Genomic DNA, 19,019 nt, shown 5'->3' with positions numbered 1-19,019 from the left:
GCATAGTGAGCGAGTGTGCCTTCGATTGCGCGACGCGTCAACGAATCATCGATAACTGCGTCGCGCTGACCGTGCTTACGACTTCGCGCCGCTCAGGATCGCGAGGCTCGGGCAGTAGTGCGTCGCGCTCAGATACGCGGCTTGCTGCGAGCGCACGCCTGCGCTGCTCGACGTCGGCGGATCGATGAATACCTGCGCGTTGTTCGATCCCGCAGGTGCCGTCAGCGTCATCGTTACTGGGGATAGAAATGAACGTGGCGCGCGTCGAATCAGGCGTTCGACCGCGGATGGCTTGCGCCGATGTGCTTCAACGCAATTCAACCACCGGACAGAACCGTGTCCTCGACTTCGTAGCGCTCATTGCCAACTGAAATCAGATTGATGCCGGCATGCTTGCGCGTCAGCGTGTCGCCGGGCATCGGCCGATCGCTCGCGGACGCGGCCGTGCCGACTACCCGGCCGTTGACGCCGAAGAAAATCGCCCGCGTGGCGCCGTCGGGCCAGTAGACCACGACCGTAGTCGATCGATCGCCGTGATGCACGACGCCGAACTTGCACATCGTTTTGGTCTGTCCGTTGCCGCGCTCGCACGGCAACGTGCCGCTCGCGCTGATAGGCGATTCCTTCACGGGCCCGTGGTCGTTCTGCGAGCCGGCCTGAGCGCTTTCAGTCGAAATCGAAATCAGCGTCACGCCTTCCGCTTCGCCGACCACGCGCGCGCGCCGCTGATGCCCGACGATCGCGCGCACGGCGGCGCTGTCGCGAGAGCCCGGACAGCCGACCAGCATCGCCATATGGTCGAGATAGTTCACGGTCGCGGCCGACTCGCCGAGCCGCCGGCATGCATCGCCCGAGCGCGGATAGCCATCGCCGAGCACGACGAACGACGCGGGCCATTCGAACGGTTTCTCCATGCCTGTTGCCTGCGCGGAAGTCGAAGCGCCACCGGCACCGAATGCAATCGCCGCAAGCGCGGCGCACAGCGCCGAAGCAAAAGACCGGGTCGTGCGTCGCATCGAAGTTCTCCTCGGCTTGCTCACGCTCGAGCCGCGCCGGCCGCCAACGCGGCCTGCGCCCGCTGCAGCCACTCGCGATTATGCTCGCGCGCGTGGCGCGGCCAATGTTTGGCGTCCTGCACGATTTCCGCATAGAGCGCGCCGGCGCGGCGGCGGTCCGCATCTTCCGGTTGCGCGGCGAGCCAGTCGGCGAACAGGCAGCGCGGCGCGACGTCGGTCGCGCAGGTCAGCGCCTGTTCGAATGCCGCGCGTGCGCCCGGCGCATTCCGCGCGGCCAGCGTGCGCGCGTTCAGCAGCGCCGGCTCGCCCTGGTTGCGTGCCCGCGGATTGACCGAGAACAGATCCGCCAACGTCGCATCCGCGGCCGTGTAGTCGCCGAGCGCGAACTGCGAGCGCGCGAGACCGAGCAGCAGCGCAGGATCGTTTGCAAATGGGCCGTTCGCCGCGGTCTGGAAATGTTCGAGCGCTTCGCGCGGATTGCCGGCCGCGAGCAAGGCCTCGCCGAGCCGCATCCGATGCTGCACGGTCGGCGCGCGGTCGAAATCGGCGCGCGCTTCACGCAGCGCGCGATTCGGATCGACGAATTGCGTGATCGCCTGCGTGGCCACCCGCGCGCCGCGCGAGTGGCGCAGATCCGGCAGATAGATCGCGAAGAAGTACACGATGCTGCCGAGCAGCGGAAAAGCAAACAGAATGAATAGCCAGTAGATGCCCTGGTTATTGCGCATCGCGTGGACGGCGAAAAAGATCGCGATGAAAACGTGAAGACCAATTCCAAAAAAGTAGGGCATATCGATTCAACCTTCGAGCATGAGGAAAAGCGCGCCGCGAGCCCGTCTTTGGCGTAACCGGGCCCTAATGCAGCGAACCGACCCGCAGATACGCGAATAGAAGCGACAACGCCACGACGATCACGCCGGTGGCAATGACGAGACGGTTGGCCAACAGTCGGCGCATCGCAAGTCTCCTAGACGAAACTGTAGCGTTCGGAATGGTAGCGGATGCGCGGCACTTTCATTTTGCCGAGCGCCGTTTCGATCGCATCCATCATGGAGTCCGGGCCGCAGATGAAATACTCGTGATCGGCGAACTCGGGCGGGAGATGTCGCCGGAACATCGCGGCGTCGATGCGCCCGACTTCCCCGCTCCAACCTTCGGGCGGGTCCGACAGCACATAGACGATGCGCAGATCGAGCCGCGCTTTCAGCGCATCGAGCTCCTCGCGGAAAGTCAGCGAGTCCCAGGTCTTGCCGCTGTACAGTAGCACGAGCGGACGTTGGTCGCCGCGATCGGCGAGCGTGCGGATCATGCTCATCATCGGCGTGATGCCGATACCGCCCGCGATCAGCACGTGCATGTCCGTCGGATGCCCGATCGTGAACGCGCCATACGGTCCGTCCAGATACACGCGCCGACCTGCCTCGATCGTCTTCACCTGGCTCGTGAAATCGCCGAGATTGCGGATCGTCATTTCGACGCGGCCGTTCGCGGCCTCGGCACTCGACGAGAACGAAAAGGGGTGTCCGGTGATCCTGAACGGGCTGCCCCACACGTTGAGCCAGCCGAACTGGCCGGGCTTGAAGCGAAAGCCAGCGTGGCCGTCGGGTTGCATCACGAGCGTCGTCGTGTCGCCGCGTTCGGCGCGCACTTCCGCGATCCGGTACGGACGCCTGATCATGAAGAGCGGTTTGAACAGACGCACGTATAGCAGCAGCGCTACCCAGAATACTGTCATGCAGATCCACAGCGTGCGCTTGAACGGATCGGTCAGATAGAAGCCCCAGCCGATCATATGCAGCACGCCGCCGAAGATCGCGACGAGCGCGAGCCCGATATGCGACAAATGCCACAGCTCGTAACGAATCTTCAATTGCTTGCGCCATAGCGCGGTGATCACCAGCACGATCACCGAGCCGATCGACAGGAACGCGAACCACGCGCCCCACGGTACCTCGAGCAGCGAGCCGGGCATCGCGACCTTGTCCGAGCGGATCGCGAACAGGATCAGCGGATGCGCGACGACCAGGCTGACCGCGAGCAGCGACACGCGTCGATGGAAATGATAGATAACGTCCTCGCCCCACGGCTCGGTCACGTGACGAAAGCGCGCGGTGAGGCCGAATTGCAGGCCCATCATCGCGAGTCCGGAATAGCCGAGCGCCACCGAGAATTCGGTGCCGAAGTTGCGCGCGGGCGGGAGCGTGCCGGTCAGCAGCGCAAACAGCGGCGCGAGAATGAACAGTAGATAGATGACCGACCAGACGGCCTTGTGCACGAGATCTCGAGACTGCATCGGTGCTTCTCCATGCCGGGTGCGGCGGTCCCGCTCGCGCTCAGTCCGCGTTCAGACGCAGGTGGTGAGCAGCAGCGCGGGCCCGAACGTGATCACGGTCGCGACCAGCGCCGCGATCAGGGTCCAGACGACGACGGTATGCATGAACGAGCTGATGCGTTCGGGACCAGGGTCGCGGGTCGCGGCGCGATAGCGCCATAGCCAGCCGATCGCGATCAGATGCAGCAGCAGAATGATCGCGAGACTCGCGCGCAGCGGGCCGGTGGGCCACGCGAACGCGCAGCCGATCGCGTGCAGCGCATACAGGATCACGAACGCGAGACACCAGATCGCGAAGCCGACGGCGAGCCACCACAACCGCCGCGGCGAAAGCGGACGCGCATTCATGGTCTGGCTCCCAGCACGGCGACGAGGCTCGGCAGCGCGAGCACGAGTCCAAGCGCGATGATACCCGTCGCCAGCGTGTAATCGACCCACAGGCGGGTGAGACGCAGATCGGTCAGGCGTCGCGCGGAAACGAAGCCCGCGCCGACGCGCAGCACGTTGCTGATGAGGAACAACAACCCGACGCCCGCGTGAACTGCGATGTACGTGAGCAGCGCCGCGGCCGTCGCGCCGAGCGCATGCTCGCGCGGATTCGGTGTCACGCCGTTGATCAGCATTACGCAGGCGATGAGCGCGACGATCAGCGCGATTGCGCTCAGCCCGATCGTGCCGTGCGGTTTGCGCTCGGCGGCGGCCGCGCGCAACGAGCCACGCGTGGCGGCTGCGGCGACCGCGAGCGCGACGGCCGCGACGAGCGCGAGCCCGCGGTTCGGATGCGGCGTCACGGCTGCCGGCCAGTTCGGCGCGGCAATCCACAGATAGAACGTGCCGAAGATCAGCGAGGTGAACAGCGTGCTGTTCGCGATCAGCGCGCAGATCATCGAAAGCCATGACGGCGAACCGACGACCTCGGTATGCGGCGGCACGCTGACGCCTCGGCCGACCGGCAGCGCGCCGTAATCGCGCGCGTGCCCCGCGCTCTGGCCCGCGTAGATGAAGAGGCCAAACGTCACGAATGCGAATGCGACCGACAGCAGATAGAACTTGAACAGCATCGCGAGCACCGCCGCGGCGGTCACGAGCGCGGTGACGAGCGGCAGATAGGTCGAGTTCGGCAGCACGATCAGCTGTTCGGGCTCGCCCGACGTCATATGCACGCCTAGCGTCTCCTGCCAGCCGTTGCGCGTGAAACCGAGGTAACCCTCGCCGCGCGCCAGAGAGGTCGCTAGCTGGCCCGGGGGCACCTTTTCGGTTTCGGCGTCCATGTGCGGGATCGACGCGAATGCGTACGGCGCGGGCGGGATCGGCATCGCCCATTCGAGCGTGGTCGATTGCCACGGGTTACGTCGCACGCGTTGGCCGAAACGCAATTGCACGACGATGTCGATCACGACGAGCGCGAAGCCGATCGTCATCACGAAGCTGCCCACCGACGACAGCAGATTGAGCCAGTTCCAGCCTTCGTCGCCGCTATAGGTGAAGACGCGCCGCGGCATGCCTAGCAGGCCGGTCAGATGCATCATGAAGAACGTCATGTTGAAGCCGATGAACACGAGCCAGAACGCCGGCACCGAAAGGTTATGCACGGCGGTGCGCCCGGTCAGCAGCGGCAACCAGTAATAGAACGCCGCGAGCATCGGAAACGCGAGCGCGCCGGCCACCACGTAGTGCAGGTGCGCGACGACGAAGTAGGTGTCGTGCGCCTGCCAGTCGAACGGCACGATCGCGAGCATCACGCCGGTCAGCCCGCCGCACGTGAACACGAAGAAGAAGCCGAAGATGTACAGCATCGGCACGTCCCAGCGCGGGCGGCCGTGCGACAGCGTGGCGAGCCACGCGAAGAACTGGATCGCGGTGGGCACCGCGACGATCGCCGAGCCCGCCGAGAAGAACGCGAGCGCCAGATGTGGAATGCCCACCGTAAACATGTGGTGCACCCAGATGCCGAAGCTCAGGAACGCGAGCGCGATGATCGCGACGACGATCGTGCGATAGCCGACCAGGCGGCGTCGCGCGAACACGGGGATCATCGTCGACAGCACGCCGGCCATCGGCAGGAAGATGATGTACACGTCCGGGTGGCCGAACAGCCAGAACAGATGCTGCCACAGCAGCGGATCGCCGCCGCGCGTCGGATCGAAGAACGGCAGGTTGAACGCGCGCTCCACCTCGAGCAGGATCGAGCCGAGAATCAGCGGCGGAAACGCGACGATCATCATCATCGCGGTGACGAGGATGTACCACGCGAAGATCGGCATGCGATCGATCGACATGCCCGGCGCGCGTATCTTGAGGATCGAGACGGTGAGTTCCACCGCGAGCGAAAGCGCTGAAATCTCCACGAACGTGATGCCAAGCAGCCACACGTCGGCGTTCAGTCCGGGCGTGTACACGTTCGAGCTGAGCGGCGTGTACATGAACCAGCCGCCGTCCGGCGCGGAGTGCAGGATCAGCGACACGGTCAGGATCGTGCCGCCGAACAGATAGCACCAGTAGCCGTAAGCGGTCAGCCGTGGAAACGCGAGGTCGCGCGCGCCGAGAAACTTCGGCACCAGGTAGACCGCGAAGCTTTCCACCATCGGGATCGCAAACAGGAACAGCATCATCGAGCCATGCATCGTGAAGACCTGGTTATAGGTCTCCACATCCATGAAGGCCGCATGCGGCGTCGCGAGCTGCACGCGCGTGAGCATGCCGAGAATCCCCGCGATCGCGAAGAACACGAACGACGTGATCATGATGCGCAAGCCGAGGACGGTATGGTTGACCGAGGTAAGTCTCTGCACGCCTGGCCCGGTGGCCCAGATCGCGGCAAGCTGGCGATGCAGCCGCAGCGCGTTGATGCCCTGTGATGGCGGCTCGACGGGCACACTCATTTTTTCACCTCCCCGTTGGCGGCGGCGTTTTTGACAGCAGCCGGAAAATCTTCCGGACGATCGACGATCACGGTGAAGTGCATCCCCGCGTGACCGATGCCGCAAAACTGGTTGCATTGTCCGGCGTACTGGCCGGGCTGATCGGCCTGGATACGCAGCAGGTTGTGGTGGCCAGGGACCGCGTCGATCTTGCCCGCGAAGCGCGGAATCCAGAATGCGTGCACGACGTCCATGCTGGTCACGACGATGTCGACCGGCGTGCCCGCGGGCAGATGCAGCACGTTCTCGGTTTCGACGTTGCCGAGCTCCGGATAGCGGAAGGTCCAGCGCCATTGCTGCGCGATCGCCTCGATGCGCGCGGGCGCATGCGCGCGCAGCGGCAGCAGCAACTCGCCCGCGTACAGCGCGTAGCAGATCAACGGGATCAGGATCACTGCCGGCAGCACGAGACCGCCGAGCACGATCCAGCGCGCGGGCGACACGTGCGAGCCCCAGCCGGGCCGGAAGACCGTCATCAGAAACAGTACGAGCACCATCGCAAAGAGGATCGCGGCGCCCGCCAGCATCACCCACCACAGCCCGGCGATCGATGCGGCGGCCGGACCCGACGGCTCGAGCGTCGAGAGCGGCCCGGTGCAGCCGGACAACGCGGCGAGCGATCCGGCTTGGACGGCCAGGCGCAAGCAGCTATGATGGTTTGCACCACCAGGCACCCGATGCGAGGACACACCATCATGGCAAACAAAGGCAATGCTGGAAACGAGACGCGAAGCGAAGTGATGCTCGAGCTGTTGCGGCTCGACAAGGGGTCGGTGGTGGCGCTCGTCGGTCATCCGATTCACGTGATGATGGTGCATTTCCCGATCGCGTTCGTCGTCGCGACGTTGGGCGTCGACGTAATCTACTGGTGGACGGGCGACCCGTTCTGGATTCGCGCCGGCTTGTGGGCCGCCGGCTTCGCGTTCTGGAGCGGCGTGGCTGCGAGCGTGGTCGGTACCGCCGAGCTGCTGCTGGTGCGCGGTATCCGCCTGAAGGAAGCGAGCTGGTCGCATGCGGTCGCCGCGATGACGCTCGTCGCGCTCGCGGGTGCGAACTGGGGCGTGCGCCTTTATTACCCCGATGAGATCCTGCCGCATGGGCTCGTGCTGTCGGTGCTCAGCTCGGTGATGACGGGCTTCGCCGGCTGGCATGGGGGCAAGCTCGTGTTCGATCATGGCGTCGGAATTCTCGTTTCGCCGAAGGAGTGATGCAGCCAGCGGCCAAGTCCGCCGGGCTCGAACAGATGCGGGGCCAGCAGGTTCGACTCGATGTGAGGCTTGGCCAGCACGATCCAGATGATCGCGACGATCACGATCAGATAAGCGATGGTCAGCGCGATCGCCGAGGCACGGCTGAACCTGCCGTCGGGCAGATACAGATCGTGCAGTACGAGGCCGGCCAGCACATGCAGCATCGCCATGATGCCGACGAATACCATCTTCGCGGTGAACCATTCGACGAAGGTGGCCTGCAGAAAAATCAGCACGGTGCCGCTCGCAATCGCGACGAAAGCGGCGGGCGAGGTCAACTCCACGAACACGAGACGCGTGATGCGGTGCAGCCGGTCGAGTTCGGCGCCCGCCGCGAGCCCGCGGCGCTGCCAGAACAGATACGGCAGCACGATCAAACCGCCCGACCAGACGGCGATCGCGGCCAGATGAATGAACTTCAGCAGGGTCGTCACAGCGCGGGCTCTCTGACGCGCAGGCTTGACCAGACGAGCGAAAGTCCTGCCGCGAGATAAGGGATCATCGCCAGTACCCACATCAACAGTCCGGCGAGTTGCTGGTCGGCGAGCGGGGTGAGCCCCCACGCGGCGGTGGTCGCGAAGTGCGCGACGTAGAGCGGCACCGGCGCGAACACGATCAACGCGCCGAGCAATCCCATATGGCCGATCGTCGCGACGAGCGCCATCAGCGCGGGGCCGGTCGGCAGCGACGGCGAGAAGATGCTGCGCCACATGAGCCATGCACTGCCAAGCAAAGTAATCTGCATCAGCCAGTAGCCGGGTACCGTCGCGAGTCCCCACGCATAAGGCCCCGGCGCATGCCACAGCCAGATGATCACCGCATGAGCGGCGACCACCGGCACGAGGGGCGGATGCGCGAGGCGCGGCAGCGGAAACGCGAGGGCGAGCAATGGAGCTACTGCAGCGATCAAAATGACGTGATGAGTGACGCGTGCGGAGAACAATGCCGAGGACAACGCGCAGAGCGGCGACACGAACACGAGGGCCATCAACGCGACGGCGCCCCATCCCGCCCGTGCATTCGCCGAGCGGTTGCTGGCCACGAACCATGCGAGCGCCGCGAGCGCGACGAGCAATGGCGGATCCGTATTCCAGCGCAGCCACAAGCTTTCAGGGACAGCCGCGGGACCACAGTAGGCGACAGGAAAATATGGCATGGGCGATGTCTTCAACGAGTCCAGGTGCTTCTTCAGTACACGCAAGCAAACGCGTGACAGATAACGCCTTCGAATTGTCGGGACGGCTCACGATCCAACTGATCGCTCACGTACTCTAGCGCAAATAAACTGTTTAGGGACGGCTATCTGAATCCTGTAAGTTTTTGCGTGACAGAATGTTTTCAATTTGTCACTCGAGGCTTTTGCCGGCTGGATAAAAGCCGGTGTAATGGCGGCGGTAAGATTGCAATGGTGCGGCGCAATACTTCAGGCTGACCTGCCCGGCGTACTATGATGAAATCATGTGACGGAGGCCCGCCATGTTTCATGATCCCATCCGAATTCCCGCAATGATCGAATTGACATTGCTTGCGATCGTGCTGATCGTTGTCAGCATCGTACGCGCGAGGCAGCAAAGGGAGCGGGCACGGAATCGCGCCATGGCGGAGCAGCGAAGCTCTGATAAAACGCGAATGTAATATTCGCTTTTACCGGATCTTTTAAGACTTTCGTATTCAGCTATTTTGCTGGTCTTTGTTACTTCTATCGACGGCTTTTCGGCGTGGCGGCAGCCACGCCGGTCGACTTTATAGCGGTGGACGCTCCAGTTGGGCCCACTGCTGCACGCTGGCGCGCTGCCATTGTTGCGTGGCGTACTCCTTGAGCTTGTGCGGAACGGGATCGCCATTCAGCATGAGGTCTTCGTGTATCAGGGTCGGCACGCGCCGCGTCAATGAGCGGGCCGCATAGTCGGTGGCGTAATTCGCCTTGTTCGCGAGATCGACGGTCGAAAGGTCGAACGGCAAGCGCTTCTCGCGAAGCGTCACGAAGACGGACATCGCGTAGGGGCTAGCGAATTGGGCGTCGGTGTAGAGGTGGAAGGGCGGGTGTGCCACAGGGGCTCCGTTTTCGTTAGTCATCGATGTCGAGCTTCGAATACTAGCTGCTCGTCGCGCGCCGTGCAGCCTTTCACCAGTGCGGATTGGCCATCTCGCAGGCGAGCAGGCAGCCTAACGCCGACACGGTGCCGACCGCGCCGAGACCAAACCCTACGGCAAGGTTCTCCGCCGTCGTTGCGCAACCCTGCAGCAGCGTTATCGACGTCAGCAGCGACGCGAGAAACAGACGATACCGAAGTCGCGAAGAAGATGTACGTCGTGGTGACATGATATGTTCGGCGTGAAGGGCGCTCTTTCAGCGCATCAGCTTACGAGCATAGCGGTCCGCCATTTGTCGCTTTCACCCAGGTTAGCGGCCCACAAGCGTCAGACCTTACCAGCTCTTGCGAGGCGCCGGGCCGCGCTCGAATTGTTCGCCGGGCAGCAATACGGGGTGAACGCCTCGTCGGTTTTTCGACCGGTATTGCAACTTCAGAACAATATCGCGCGAGGGGCTTCAAAAAAATAATCGAGCTGATACAATGGCGCCCCTCTGCCCAGGTGGCGAAATTGGTAGACGCACTATCTTGAGGGGGTAGCGCCGAAAGGCGTGTGGGTTCAAATCCCGCCCTGGGCACCATTTCGAATCGTCGATTCGAATCTTCAAGCGCTTCGCGCTTTCTTCAGACAACGGCGGCCATATCAGACCATCGCGTTGTCTCCGCTTCTGCGCTCAGAACTCGTTCCGATAGGCAAATAGCCCCGGAAGCCCGCCGCTCATCACGAATAGAATTTTCTGTCCGGCACTGTACTTCCCGTTGCTCACGTTTTCCACAAGACCCGCAAATGCTTTGCCGCTATACACGGGATCGAGCAACAGACCTTCCGTCGATGCCATCAGCCGAACAGCCGCGCGCATGTTATCGGTTGGAATGCCATAGCCGGGTCCGAGCTGCTCTTCGTCGATCGAGATCGCGTCATCACTCACGCTTAGGCCCGGGTCGATCAGCCGGACCGTCTGATTCGCCTTATCCAAAGTAACCGTGCGCGCGTGGCCAGCATTCCCATACACCGTGAATGCGGCAACACGCGACGGATCCAGGCCCAGCGCAACCAAACCCGCGACCAGCCCCGCATGCATGCCGCCGCTTCCATTCGGCACCACGACGCGATCGAAGGCCACGTTTTGCGCTTGCGATTGCGCGACGAGTTCAGCTGCGCAGTCCGCGTAGCCGAGACAACCGATCGGGCTCGAACCGCCCAACGGACACACATAGACGTTACGGCCCTGCGCTCGCAACTCGTTCGCGCGTTCCTCCGCGAATTGCAATGCGTTCACCGTGCCGGGAAGATCATGCACGCGCGCATCGAATAGCGCATCGAGCAACACGTTGCCGTTCTCCATGTAGTCGTGGTCGAAACGTGGCACGGTTCTCGTCAGCACCAGCTCGCATCGAAGTCCGACGCGAGCCGCCGCGGCCGCCGTGAGGCGCGCATGATTCGATTGCCGCGCGCCGACGGTAACGATGGTGTCCGCGCCGCGCGCGAGCGCTTCGCCAATCAGGAATTCGAGCTTGCGCAACTTGTTGCCGCCGCCACCTAGTCCCGTCAGATCTTCTCTTTTGACGTAGATGTCCGCCCCGCCGAGGCGAGCGCTCAGACGCGCAAGGTGCTGAATTGGCGTCGGGCCTTCGAGAAGCGCATGGCGCGGAAACTTTGATAAATCGAGGCGGTGCGATGAGGCGGAGTTCATGGTCGTGTGCGGGCGATTGAGTTGAAAGAGACGTTTCCATTCATTTGACTGACGCAAAGTTCTCATTGACTCGAGTGCTCAATGCGTCAACGTCCCTATCCCAGCCAGTAATTTATCAACTTCGGCGTCGGTGGTCAGATAGCTGACCGATGCGCGCGCGATCTGTGTCAGCGCTCTGCTAGTCATATCGAACGGCGTGTACGCGACGCCATTCGAGCCGATCGTGATGCCCTGTGCCGCCAACGCGCGTCGCACCGACATGGCATCGAGTCCGGCGACGTTGAACGACACCAGACCGGATCGCTCGACACCCTGGTCGAGCACCCACACGCCCTCCATCGCGGCCAACCGCTCGCGCAATGTCTGCGCGGCCCGATCGATCTGCGCGCGGATGTTGTCGATGCCGATTTCCAGCGCTTCGTCCAATGCATTCGCCAATCCGCAATGCAGTGCAAGCGACGCTTCCGATGATTCGAAACGCACGGCATCGTCGCGCAGTACAGGGTCGCCATTGACGTCGAGCGGCGCGGAATACGTGTCGACGAAGGCCGGCGTCAAGCGGGGCAGAAAATCCCGTCGGACGTATAGCAGCCCGGTGCCGCGCGGTCCACGCAGTGCCTTGCGGCCCGCGCCGGCCAGCACATCGCAGCCGACTTCGACGACGTCGATCGGAAGCTGTCCGACGGCCTGCGCCGCATCGATGAAATACGGAATGCCGTGACGGCGTGCGATCCGCCCAATCGCGGCGGCCGGATTGATCAGTCCGCCATTGGCCGGCAGCCACGTCAGCGCAATCAGTCGGACCCGGTCGTCGAGCATCGCTTCGAGCGCGCGAGGATCGACCCTGCCGCTCTCATCGGAAGGAATCGTCTCTATCGATGCGCCCGCGCGCTGCGCCAGAAGGCGCATCGTCGCGAGATTGCCGCCCCATTCGTGCCGCGCAACGAGGATGCGTTGCCCCTCGCGCCACGGACCCAATGCCGCGAAAGCAGCGCCCCAGCCCGGCGAGTTGCCCGTCGTCAACGCGATCTCGGCGGGCTGAGCGTTCAGCAGTCGCGCGGCGAGCGTGCGCGCCCGTTCGGTCTGTTCGCGGGCAGCCGCGCCCGCTTCCATGGGTCCCATCGAGGCTTCGCGCAACAGATGCGCGTGAATCGCTTCGAGCGTGGCGGCCGACGGCAGCGACGCGCCCGCATGATTGAAGTGCGTGGTACTGCGCACACCGGGTGTGCGGGCGCGTATTGCGTCGATGACAGCGGGCGACAGCGGAGAAGACATTGGCGGCTCCGAGTGTATGAGTTGAATTCAGACGTTCTGCAAGGCGACAACCGCTTCGACCTCGACGGCGACCCCTGCCGGCAGCGACGCAACATCCACCGCGCTGCGCGCGTGACGGCCGGCGTCACCGAAGATCTGCACCATCACGTCCTACGCGCCATTGGCAACCGTGCTTTGAGCACTGAATGCCGGCGTGCTCGCGATGAACACGTTCAGGCGCACGATGCGTGCCACGCGCTCGAGCCGGTCGCCCGTCGCCGCGACGATCTGCGCGACGACACCAACCCTTCCTCCGGCATCATTCCTGCCACGCTTCTCCTTCCGGATACCAGTACCTGTCCAGCGTCCCTTCCAGCATCTCGATGCTATACCCGGCCCTTTGCGGCGGCATATAGTGCCCGTTGCGGATCACCACGGGATCCACGAAATGCTCGTGCAAATGATCGACGTATTCGAGCACGCGATTCTCGAGCGACGCCGACACGCAGATATAGTCGAACAGCGAAATATGCTGCACGTACTCGCACAAGCCGACACCACCCGCATGCGGGCACACCGGCACACCGAACTTCGCGGCCATCAACAGTACGACGATCACTTCGTTGAGTCCGCCGAGCCGGCAACTGTCGATCTGGCAGAAGTCGATGGCTTGCGCCTGCAGCAGTTGCTTGAACATCACGCGATTGTGGCAATGCTCGCCGGTTGCGACGCCAATCGAACCGAGCCGCCGGCGAATCGCCGCATGACCGAGGATGTCGTCGGGACTCGTGGGCTCCTCGATCCACCACGGGTCGAACTCGGCGAGACGGCGCATGTTCGCGATCGCCTCATCGACGCCCCACACCTGGTTCGCGTCCATCATCAGCTTCCGGTTCTCGCCGATCTCTTCGCGCAGAATGCGCGCGCGCCGTACGTCTTCCTCCAGATCGCCGCCGACCTTCTGCTTGAAATGCGTCCATCCCTGCGCGACGCCTTCGCGCGCGAGACGGCGAATCTTGTCGTCGTCGTAACCGAGCCAGCCCGCCGATGTCGTATAGGCCGGATAGCCGTGCGCGAGCATTTCCTTTTCACGCTCGCCCTTGGTCTTCGCATGACGATGCAGCATCGCGAGTGCTTCGTGCGGCGTGATTGCATCCGTCACGTAGCGAAAGTCGAGGCAGCGCACGAGTTCTTCCGGGCTCATGTCGACCAGCAGCTTCCAGACCGGCTTGCCGACGGATTTCGCCCACAGGTCCCACGCCGCGTTGACGACCGCCGCGGTGGCAAGATGAATCGCACCTTTGTCGGGGCCGATCCAGCGCAGTTGGCTATCCGAAGTAAATGCACGCCAGAAAGCGCCCATATTTGCAGCGATATCTTCGAGCTTCTTGCCGACGATCAACGGCGTGAGTGCATTCACGGCGGTCACGCAGATTTCGTTGCCGCGGCCAATCGTGAACGTGAGGCCGTGGCCGGTGAGATTCGGCGTGTCGGTTTCGAGCGTGACATAAGTGGCGGAGTAGTCCGGCGCGGCATTCATCGCGTCGGAGCCATCCAGCGAACGTGAGGTGGGGAACCGGATGTCCCGAACGGACAGCCTTGTGATCGTTGTCATCTGCGCACCCTCCGGGGCTGTGGCTCTCGGCTTGTCGTCCGCGGACGCAGACGGATCGGTTTCGTGCGCACGTTCTCTGTGTGCGCGTTCCTGCTGCGCGTACGGGTAAGCCCGGAGTGGCCAGATACCAAGCATCCCTAGGTATTTCCAAGCATTTGTACGCGTTGACAACGCGGCATTCACTTTCTAGCATGCTAGCATGTCTTCTCGAAATCAAGGCCTTCGTGAATTCCTCGACCGAACTTGAGAATGCCGCCGGGGATCCGTATGTCGCACTGCAAAAAGTCGGCGGCGGCGAGCGCGGCAGCTTGACCGACGCGGTCGAGGCGGCGTTGCGAGAAGCGATTGTTACGTTGGCGTTGGAACCCGGCATGATGATCGACAAGATGGCCGTGTGCGAACGCATGGGGGTGTCGCGTTTTCCGGTGTCATCCGCGTTGGCGAGGCTTGCGCATGCGGGTCTCGTCGAGGTTTTGCCGCAACGCGGCACGCGCGTCAAACCGATCGCGCTCGACGACATCCGCCAGCATCTGTTCATCCGCAGCGCACTGGAAGTCGAGACGGTGCGTGGGGTCGCGCTGATGCACGACACGGCGACGCTCGACGCATTGGCAAGCAATCTCGATCAGCAGCGCAGTCTGGCTGGAAGTGGCGAACGTCTGGCGTTTCACGCGCTCGATCTGGCTTTCCATGAAATCCTGCTCGACGCGGTGAAGCTGCCGCGCGTGAAGGAGATCGTCGCGGTGTCGCGCAATGCGCTGGACCGCGCGAGACAATTGCTCGCGAGTCCAGAACGGCTCACGCATACGCTGGAAGAGCACGAGAGCATCTTCAAGGCCCTTTGCGCCGGCGACGGCGATGCGGCCGCGAGAGCGATGCACGATCATCTCGACCAGGTCGTCGCCGAATTGCAGCGGTCCGCAAAAGAGCGGCCCGACCTGTTCGCGCCTTGAATGAACGCTGGAATGAAAGCCGTTGTTCAAGCCGCAAAAAAGCTCCACCGTAACAACGTTGGTGATATAGGCAGCCGTCGACAGACCAGCACATGAACCCACTCATTTCCGTCAACAATCTTTGCAAGAGCTTTCCGGGCGTAAGAGCGCTTCATGACGTCCGGTTCGAACTCATGGCCGGCGAGGTCCATGCGCTGATGGGCGAGAACGGCGCGGGCAAGTCGACGCTGATGAAAATTCTCGCCGGCGTCTATACGCGCGGTTCCGGCGAAATTCTCTTCGACGGCAAGCCCGTCGATTTTCAAGGTCCGCGCGACGCCCAAGCTGTCGGCATCGGCATCATTCATCAGGAACTGCAACTGATGAATCATCTGAGCATCGCGCAGAACATCTTTATCGGCCGTGAGCCGCGCAAGGGTCTGGGTCTGTTCCTCGACGAAGACAAGCTGAATGCGCAGGCAAGCGAGATCCTCGCCCGCATGCACGTGAAACTCGATCCGCGCACGATGGTCGGCACGCTGACCGTCGCGAGTCAGCAGATGGTCGAGATCGCGAAAGCACTGTCTTTCGATTCGCGCGTGCTGATCATGGACGAACCCACGTCCGCGCTCAACGATGCCGAGATTGCCGAGCTGTTCCGCATCATCCGTCAATTGAGAGAGCGCGGCGTCGGGGTCGTCTATATCTCGCACAAGATGGACGAGTTGAAGCAGATCACCGATCGCGTGACCGTGATGCGCGACGGCGAGTATGTGGCCACCGTGCCGACCGAGGGCACCGCCGTCGAGACGATCATCGGCATGATGGTCGGACGCACGCTGGGCGACGTGACGCCGGTCGAGAGCGCGCCGGTGAAAGGCGAACTCGCGCTCGAAGTGAGAAATCTCGTCGCAGGTCCGCTCGTGCGCGACGTCAGTTTCGAATTGCGCAAGGGCGAAATACTCGGTTTCGCAGGCTTGATGGGCGCGGGCCGCACGGAGGTCGCGCGCGCGGTGTTCGGCGCCGATCCGGTCGAATCGGGCGAGATACTCGTGAAAGGCGTGAAGGCGTCGATCAAGAGGCCCAGTGATGCGGTCAAGCGCGGCATCGGCTACCTGTCCGAAGATCGCAAGCGCTTCGGTCTCGCTACGGGAATGGATGTCGAATCGAACATCGTGATGGCCGATCTCGGCAAGTTCCTGTCAATCAATATGTTTCTGCGCCGCGGGCAGATTCGCAAAAGAGCGCAGCACTTCATCAAGCTGCTTGCGATTCGCACGCCTTCGGCGACGCAGCAGGTGAGGCTCCTGTCGGGCGGCAATCAACAGAAGATCGTGATCGCGAAATGGCTCGAGCGCGATTGCGACGTACTGTTCTTCGATGAACCGACGCGCGGCATCGACGTCGGCGCGAAAAGCGAAATCTACAAGCTGCTGCGCTCGCTGGCGGCGCAAGGCAAGGCGATCGTGATGATCTCCTCCGAGCTGCCGGAAGTTCTGCGCATGAGCGACCGCATCGTCGTGATGTGCGAAGGCCGCATTACCGGCGAGCTGTCCGCCAGCGAAGCGACGCAGGAGCGCATCATGCATCTCGCGACGCTGCGCGAAACCCTGAAAACGGTACAAGCCTGAAGAGGTCTACGACATGACATTGCGAACGGATACCGCGGCGCTGGACAACGAAAGGCGCACTTCCGGGCTGAAAGCCCGAATTTTCGCGCCGACCGCCGTGCAAAAGATGCTCGCGTTCGCGAGCCTCATCCTGCTGCTGGTGTTCTTCAGTTTCGCGTCGCCGTCCTTCATGCAGATGGACAACATCCTCGGCATTTTTCAGGCGACAGCTGTGAACGGCGTGCTGGCGATCGCCGCCACGTTCGTGATCATTACGGGCGGCATCGATCTGTCGGTCGGTACGTTGATGACATTTACCGCCGTGATTTGCGGCGTGTTTCTCACGTACTGGCATCTGCCGATGTGGATGGGCGTGCTCGCGGCACTCGCGACGGGCGCGGTATGCGGCACGGTATCGGGCACGCTGACCGCCAAAATGAAGATCCCGCCATTCATCGCGACGCTCGGCATGATGATGCTGCTCAAAGGTCTTTCACTCGTCGTGTCGGCGGACAAGCCGATCTATTTCACCGATACCGAGAACTTCTACCGTATTTCCCAGGACTCGCTGATCGGCTATTTCCTGCCGGGCGTGCCGATTCCGAATGCGGTACTGATCCTGTTCTTTCTCGCGATCGTCAGCTCTATTACGCTCAATCGCACCGCGCTCGGCCGCTATACGTTCGCACTCGGCAGCAATGAGGAAGCGGTGCGGCTCTCGGGCGTCAATGTCGATCGCTGGAAGATCGCGATTTACGGCGTAGGCGGCGCGATCTGCGGCATCGCGGGTCTGCTGATCGCGTCGCGGCTCAATTCGGCGCAGCCGGCGCTCGGTCAAGGCTACGAGCTCGATGCGATCGCGGCGGTCGTGATCGGCGGCACGTCGTTGAGCGGCGGTTCGGGAACGATACTCGGCACCATCATCGGCGCTTTCATCATGAGCGTGCTGACCAACGGACTGCGCATCATGTCGGTCGCGCAGGAGTGGCAGATCGTCGTGACCGGTTTGATCATCATTCTGGCGGTGTATGCGGACATCCTGCGGCGCAGCCGGAGAAGTTGACGCAGGAGCAGAAGCAGCAAATAAGCAGGGAACGCAGGAGCAGGAGAGAGAGGGCACGTGAAGGCTCCCTCGAAAGCTCGATAGCGGCTTGATAGCCCAACCATTGGAGGAGGCCCCATGTTGAAGAGAAGACTGATCGGTATCGTGGTCGGTGTCGGTGCGCTCGTCGGCGGAAGTAGTCTCGCGTATGCGGACGAGCCGTATATTCCGCTTATTTCGAAAGGCTTCCAGCATCAGTTCTGGCAAGCCGTCAAATCGGGCGCCGAGCAGTCCGCGAAAGCGAACAACGTCAGGATCACGTTCGAGGGACCGGAAACGGAAGCGATGGTCGATAAGCAGATCGACATGCTGTCGGCCGCGCTCGCGAAGAAGCCGCAGGCGCTCGGCATCGCGGCGCTCGACAGTAAGGCGGCCATCCCCTTGCTCAAGCGCGCCCAGAACGAAAAGATTCCGGTGATTGCATTCGACTCGGGCGTCGACAGCGATATTCCGGTGACGACCTGCTCGACGGACAACGTCGCCGCCGCCGCGCTCGCCGCCGACAAGATGGCCGCGCTGATCGGCAATTCCGGCGAAGTCGGCGTGATCGTGCACGACCAGACGAGCCGCACCGGTGTCGATCGCCGCGACGGTTTCGTCAATCAGATCAAGTCGAAGCATCCGAACATCAAGATCGTGTCCGTGCAATACGGCGCCGGCGATCACCTGAAGTCCGCGGAAATCGCCAAGACCATGATCCAGGCGAATCCGAACCTGAAGGGTATCTTCGGTGCAAACGAAGGTTCCGCGGAAGGCGCGGCGATCGGCGTCAAGGAATCGGGCAAGAAACTCGTGCTGATCGGCTTCGACTCCGGCAAGGAGCAGAAGGAGAACATCATGTCGGGCTTGATGGCCGGCGCGATTACGCAGAATCCGGTCGGTATCGGCAAATGCACGGTCGACTCGGCGGTCAAGGCGCTGCACGGCGAGAAGCTGCCGAAGAAGATCGACACCGGTTTTTACTGGTACGACAAGACCAACATGAACGATCCGAAGATCGCAGCCGTGCTGTACGACTAAGCGAGGCCGGCGATCGCGACTCGGGAAGCCGAGGCTGCGACAATCATCAAAGAGGGAGAGCCACGATCTTCCTCTTTTTTTATTGCCGTTCCGCAACTTCGGAATCGCGCTATATCGAGCGGTCCGTTGCGCCGCAACAACATGTAATCCGAACGCTCGTACTCCATCGAGCAAGTCGGG

20 protein-coding genes, 1 tRNA gene and 1 pseudogene are annotated in these 19,019 nt (G+C 62.6%); 7 read left to right on the top strand and 15 right to left on the bottom strand.

Annotated elements, in window-relative coordinates:
- Window positions 1–75: 75 nt before the first annotated feature.
- The 7 genes from F6X37_RS06055 to coxB all read right to left on the bottom strand — a co-directional run bounded on the left by F6X37_RS06055 (window position 76) and on the right by coxB (window position 6,913).
- On the bottom strand, window positions 76–231 hold the full coding sequence (locus F6X37_RS06055; RefSeq protein ID WP_167368682.1) for a hypothetical protein: 156 nt from the start codon (window positions 229–231) through the stop codon (window positions 76–78).
- Between the two features lie 86 nt (window positions 232–317).
- Entirely contained in the window at window positions 318–1,016 is a 699-nt protein-coding gene (locus tag F6X37_RS06050; protein ID WP_187610655.1) for a hypothetical protein, read from the bottom strand.
- 20 nt (window positions 1,017–1,036) lie between these two features.
- Entirely contained in the window at window positions 1,037–1,807 is a 771-nt protein-coding gene (locus F6X37_RS06045) for a tetratricopeptide repeat protein (protein ID WP_187610654.1), read from the bottom strand.
- Window positions 1,808–1,983: 176 nt separating this feature from the next.
- Window positions 1,984–3,309, bottom strand: coding sequence for a ferric reductase-like transmembrane domain-containing protein (locus F6X37_RS06040; RefSeq protein WP_187610653.1), 1,326 nt, complete (start codon window positions 3,307–3,309; stop codon window positions 1,984–1,986).
- Between the two features lie 51 nt (window positions 3,310–3,360).
- Complete coding sequence (locus tag F6X37_RS06035) at window positions 3,361–3,696, bottom strand: hypothetical protein (protein ID WP_184055744.1); 336 nt, start codon at window positions 3,694–3,696, stop codon at window positions 3,361–3,363.
- Complete coding sequence (ctaD, locus tag F6X37_RS06030) at window positions 3,693–6,230, bottom strand: cytochrome c oxidase subunit I (protein ID WP_187610652.1); 2,538 nt, start codon at window positions 6,228–6,230, stop codon at window positions 3,693–3,695. The genes F6X37_RS06035 and ctaD overlap by 4 nt, the downstream gene beginning before the upstream one ends.
- Window positions 6,227–6,913 (bottom strand): cytochrome c oxidase subunit II, encoded by a 687-nt coding sequence (gene coxB / locus F6X37_RS06025; protein ID WP_090807672.1) that lies wholly within the window; start codon window positions 6,911–6,913, stop codon window positions 6,227–6,229. The genes ctaD and coxB overlap by 4 nt, the downstream gene beginning before the upstream one ends.
- A gap of 51 nt (window positions 6,914–6,964) precedes the next feature.
- On the opposite strand from coxB, the gene F6X37_RS06020 reads away from it, so the two are divergent.
- Complete coding sequence (locus tag F6X37_RS06020) at window positions 6,965–7,477, top strand: DUF2231 domain-containing protein (protein ID WP_184040085.1); 513 nt, start codon at window positions 6,965–6,967, stop codon at window positions 7,475–7,477.
- On the opposite strand, the gene F6X37_RS06015 is transcribed toward F6X37_RS06020, so the two are convergent.
- Both F6X37_RS06015 and F6X37_RS06010 read right to left on the bottom strand, forming a co-directional pair.
- Complete coding sequence (locus tag F6X37_RS06015; protein WP_187610651.1) at window positions 7,441–7,953, bottom strand: CopD family protein; 513 nt, start codon at window positions 7,951–7,953, stop codon at window positions 7,441–7,443. The genes F6X37_RS06020 and F6X37_RS06015 overlap by 37 nt on opposite strands.
- Window positions 7,950–8,675 carry a cytochrome c oxidase assembly protein gene (locus tag F6X37_RS06010; RefSeq protein ID WP_026226403.1) on the bottom strand — a complete coding sequence of 242 codons (726 nt, stop codon included), beginning with the start codon at window positions 8,673–8,675 and terminating at the stop codon, window positions 7,950–7,952. Before F6X37_RS06010 ends, F6X37_RS06015 begins: the two co-directional genes overlap by 4 nt.
- Before the next feature lie 320 nt (window positions 8,676–8,995).
- On the opposite strand from F6X37_RS06010, the gene F6X37_RS06005 reads away from it, so the two are divergent.
- On the top strand, window positions 8,996–9,154 hold the full coding sequence (locus F6X37_RS06005) for a hypothetical protein (protein WP_184005080.1): 159 nt from the start codon (window positions 8,996–8,998) through the stop codon (window positions 9,152–9,154).
- A gap of 108 nt (window positions 9,155–9,262) precedes the next feature.
- On the opposite strand, the gene F6X37_RS06000 is transcribed toward F6X37_RS06005, so the two are convergent.
- Entirely contained in the window at window positions 9,263–9,571 is a 309-nt protein-coding gene (locus F6X37_RS06000) for a glutathione S-transferase N-terminal domain-containing protein (RefSeq protein ID WP_410451205.1), read from the bottom strand.
- Window positions 9,572–9,644: 73 nt separating this feature from the next.
- Window positions 9,645–9,842: a hypothetical protein gene (locus F6X37_RS05995; protein ID WP_162634082.1), complete on the bottom strand. Its 198-nt coding sequence runs from the start codon at window positions 9,840–9,842 to the stop codon at window positions 9,645–9,647.
- A 266-nt stretch (window positions 9,843–10,108) separates the two neighbouring features.
- Between F6X37_RS05995 and F6X37_RS05990 the strand changes: the two genes are divergently transcribed.
- Window positions 10,109–10,193, top strand: a tRNA-Leu gene (locus F6X37_RS05990).
- A 93-nt stretch (window positions 10,194–10,286) separates the two neighbouring features.
- Here F6X37_RS05990 and F6X37_RS05985 read toward each other — a convergent pair.
- The 4 genes and pseudogenes from F6X37_RS05985 to F6X37_RS05970 all read right to left on the bottom strand — a co-directional run bounded on the left by F6X37_RS05985 (window position 10,287) and on the right by F6X37_RS05970 (window position 14,175).
- The gene (locus tag F6X37_RS05985; protein ID WP_187610649.1) at window positions 10,287–11,306 is read right to left on the bottom strand and encodes a D-cysteine desulfhydrase family protein; all 1,020 of its coding nucleotides are present in this window, start codon (window positions 11,304–11,306) and stop codon (window positions 10,287–10,289) included.
- Window positions 11,307–11,384: 78 nt separating this feature from the next.
- Window positions 11,385–12,581, bottom strand: coding sequence for an aminotransferase class V-fold PLP-dependent enzyme (locus F6X37_RS05980; RefSeq protein ID WP_187610648.1), 1,197 nt, complete (start codon window positions 12,579–12,581; stop codon window positions 11,385–11,387).
- Window positions 12,582–12,608: 27 nt separating this feature from the next.
- Window positions 12,609–12,866 (bottom strand): annotated as a pseudogene (locus F6X37_RS05975) (RidA family protein); the annotation flags it as partial.
- A gap of 13 nt (window positions 12,867–12,879) precedes the next feature.
- The gene (locus F6X37_RS05970; RefSeq protein WP_187610647.1) at window positions 12,880–14,175 is read right to left on the bottom strand and encodes an L-fuconate dehydratase; all 1,296 of its coding nucleotides are present in this window, start codon (window positions 14,173–14,175) and stop codon (window positions 12,880–12,882) included.
- A 191-nt stretch (window positions 14,176–14,366) separates the two neighbouring features.
- On the opposite strand from F6X37_RS05970, the gene F6X37_RS05965 reads away from it, so the two are divergent.
- From F6X37_RS05965 to F6X37_RS05950, 4 genes are all read left to right on the top strand, one after another.
- Window positions 14,367–15,128: a GntR family transcriptional regulator gene (locus F6X37_RS05965; protein WP_187610646.1), complete on the top strand. Its 762-nt coding sequence runs from the start codon at window positions 14,367–14,369 to the stop codon at window positions 15,126–15,128.
- 92 nt (window positions 15,129–15,220) lie between these two features.
- A complete protein-coding gene (locus F6X37_RS05960) occupies window positions 15,221–16,738 on the top strand; it encodes a sugar ABC transporter ATP-binding protein (protein ID WP_187610645.1) in 1,518 nt (505 codons plus the stop codon).
- Between the two features lie 13 nt (window positions 16,739–16,751).
- Window positions 16,752–17,780, top strand: coding sequence for an ABC transporter permease (locus tag F6X37_RS05955; protein WP_187610644.1), 1,029 nt, complete (start codon window positions 16,752–16,754; stop codon window positions 17,778–17,780).
- A 117-nt stretch (window positions 17,781–17,897) separates the two neighbouring features.
- A complete protein-coding gene (locus tag F6X37_RS05950; RefSeq protein WP_187610643.1) occupies window positions 17,898–18,839 on the top strand; it encodes an ABC transporter substrate-binding protein in 942 nt (313 codons plus the stop codon).
- Window positions 18,840–19,019: the final 180 nt, after the last annotated feature.

The sequence above is a fragment of the Paraburkholderia sp. 31.1 genome, assembly GCF_014397645.1.
Lineage (GTDB): Bacteria > Pseudomonadota > Gammaproteobacteria > Burkholderiales > Burkholderiaceae > Paraburkholderia > Paraburkholderia tuberum.
The sequence above is the reverse complement of the archived record's forward strand: the minus strand, read 5'-3'. Positions and strand labels throughout refer to the sequence as shown.

Bases quoted from the DNA above. Each gene is read 5' to 3' on its own strand.
- ctaD (WP_187610652.1), bottom strand. From the start codon at position 6,230: ATGAGTGTGCCCGTCGAGCCGCCATCACAGGGCATCAACGCGCTGCGG.
- F6X37_RS06040 (WP_187610653.1), bottom strand. From the start codon at position 3,309: ATGCAGTCTCGAGATCTCGTGCACAAGGCCGTCTGGTCGGTCATCTAT.
- F6X37_RS06020 (WP_184040085.1), top strand. From the start codon at position 6,965: ATGGCAAACAAAGGCAATGCTGGAAACGAGACGCGAAGCGAAGTGATG.
- F6X37_RS05965 (WP_187610646.1), top strand. From the start codon at position 14,367: ATGCTAGCATGTCTTCTCGAAATCAAGGCCTTCGTGAATTCCTCGACC.
- F6X37_RS05980 (WP_187610648.1), bottom strand. From the start codon at position 12,581: ATGTCTTCTCCGCTGTCGCCCGCTGTCATCGACGCAATACGCGCCCGC.
- F6X37_RS05995 (WP_162634082.1), bottom strand. From the start codon at position 9,842: ATGTCACCACGACGTACATCTTCTTCGCGACTTCGGTATCGTCTGTTT.
- F6X37_RS05985 (WP_187610649.1), bottom strand. From the start codon at position 11,306: ATGAACTCCGCCTCATCGCACCGCCTCGATTTATCAAAGTTTCCGCGC.
- F6X37_RS05950 (WP_187610643.1), top strand. From the start codon at position 17,898: ATGTTGAAGAGAAGACTGATCGGTATCGTGGTCGGTGTCGGTGCGCTC.
- F6X37_RS05955 (WP_187610644.1), top strand. From the start codon at position 16,752: ATGACATTGCGAACGGATACCGCGGCGCTGGACAACGAAAGGCGCACT.
- F6X37_RS06050 (WP_187610655.1), bottom strand. From the start codon at position 1,016: ATGCGACGCACGACCCGGTCTTTTGCTTCGGCGCTGTGCGCCGCGCTT.
- F6X37_RS05970 (WP_187610647.1), bottom strand. From the start codon at position 14,175: ATGACAACGATCACAAGGCTGTCCGTTCGGGACATCCGGTTCCCCACC.
- F6X37_RS06055 (WP_167368682.1), bottom strand. From the start codon at position 231: ATGACGCTGACGGCACCTGCGGGATCGAACAACGCGCAGGTATTCATC.
- F6X37_RS06045 (WP_187610654.1), bottom strand. From the start codon at position 1,807: ATGCCCTACTTTTTTGGAATTGGTCTTCACGTTTTCATCGCGATCTTT.
- F6X37_RS06010 (WP_026226403.1), bottom strand. From the start codon at position 8,675: ATGCCATATTTTCCTGTCGCCTACTGTGGTCCCGCGGCTGTCCCTGAA.
- F6X37_RS05960 (WP_187610645.1), top strand. From the start codon at position 15,221: ATGAACCCACTCATTTCCGTCAACAATCTTTGCAAGAGCTTTCCGGGC.
- F6X37_RS06035 (WP_184055744.1), bottom strand. From the start codon at position 3,696: ATGAATGCGCGTCCGCTTTCGCCGCGGCGGTTGTGGTGGCTCGCCGTC.
- F6X37_RS06005 (WP_184005080.1), top strand. From the start codon at position 8,996: ATGTTTCATGATCCCATCCGAATTCCCGCAATGATCGAATTGACATTG.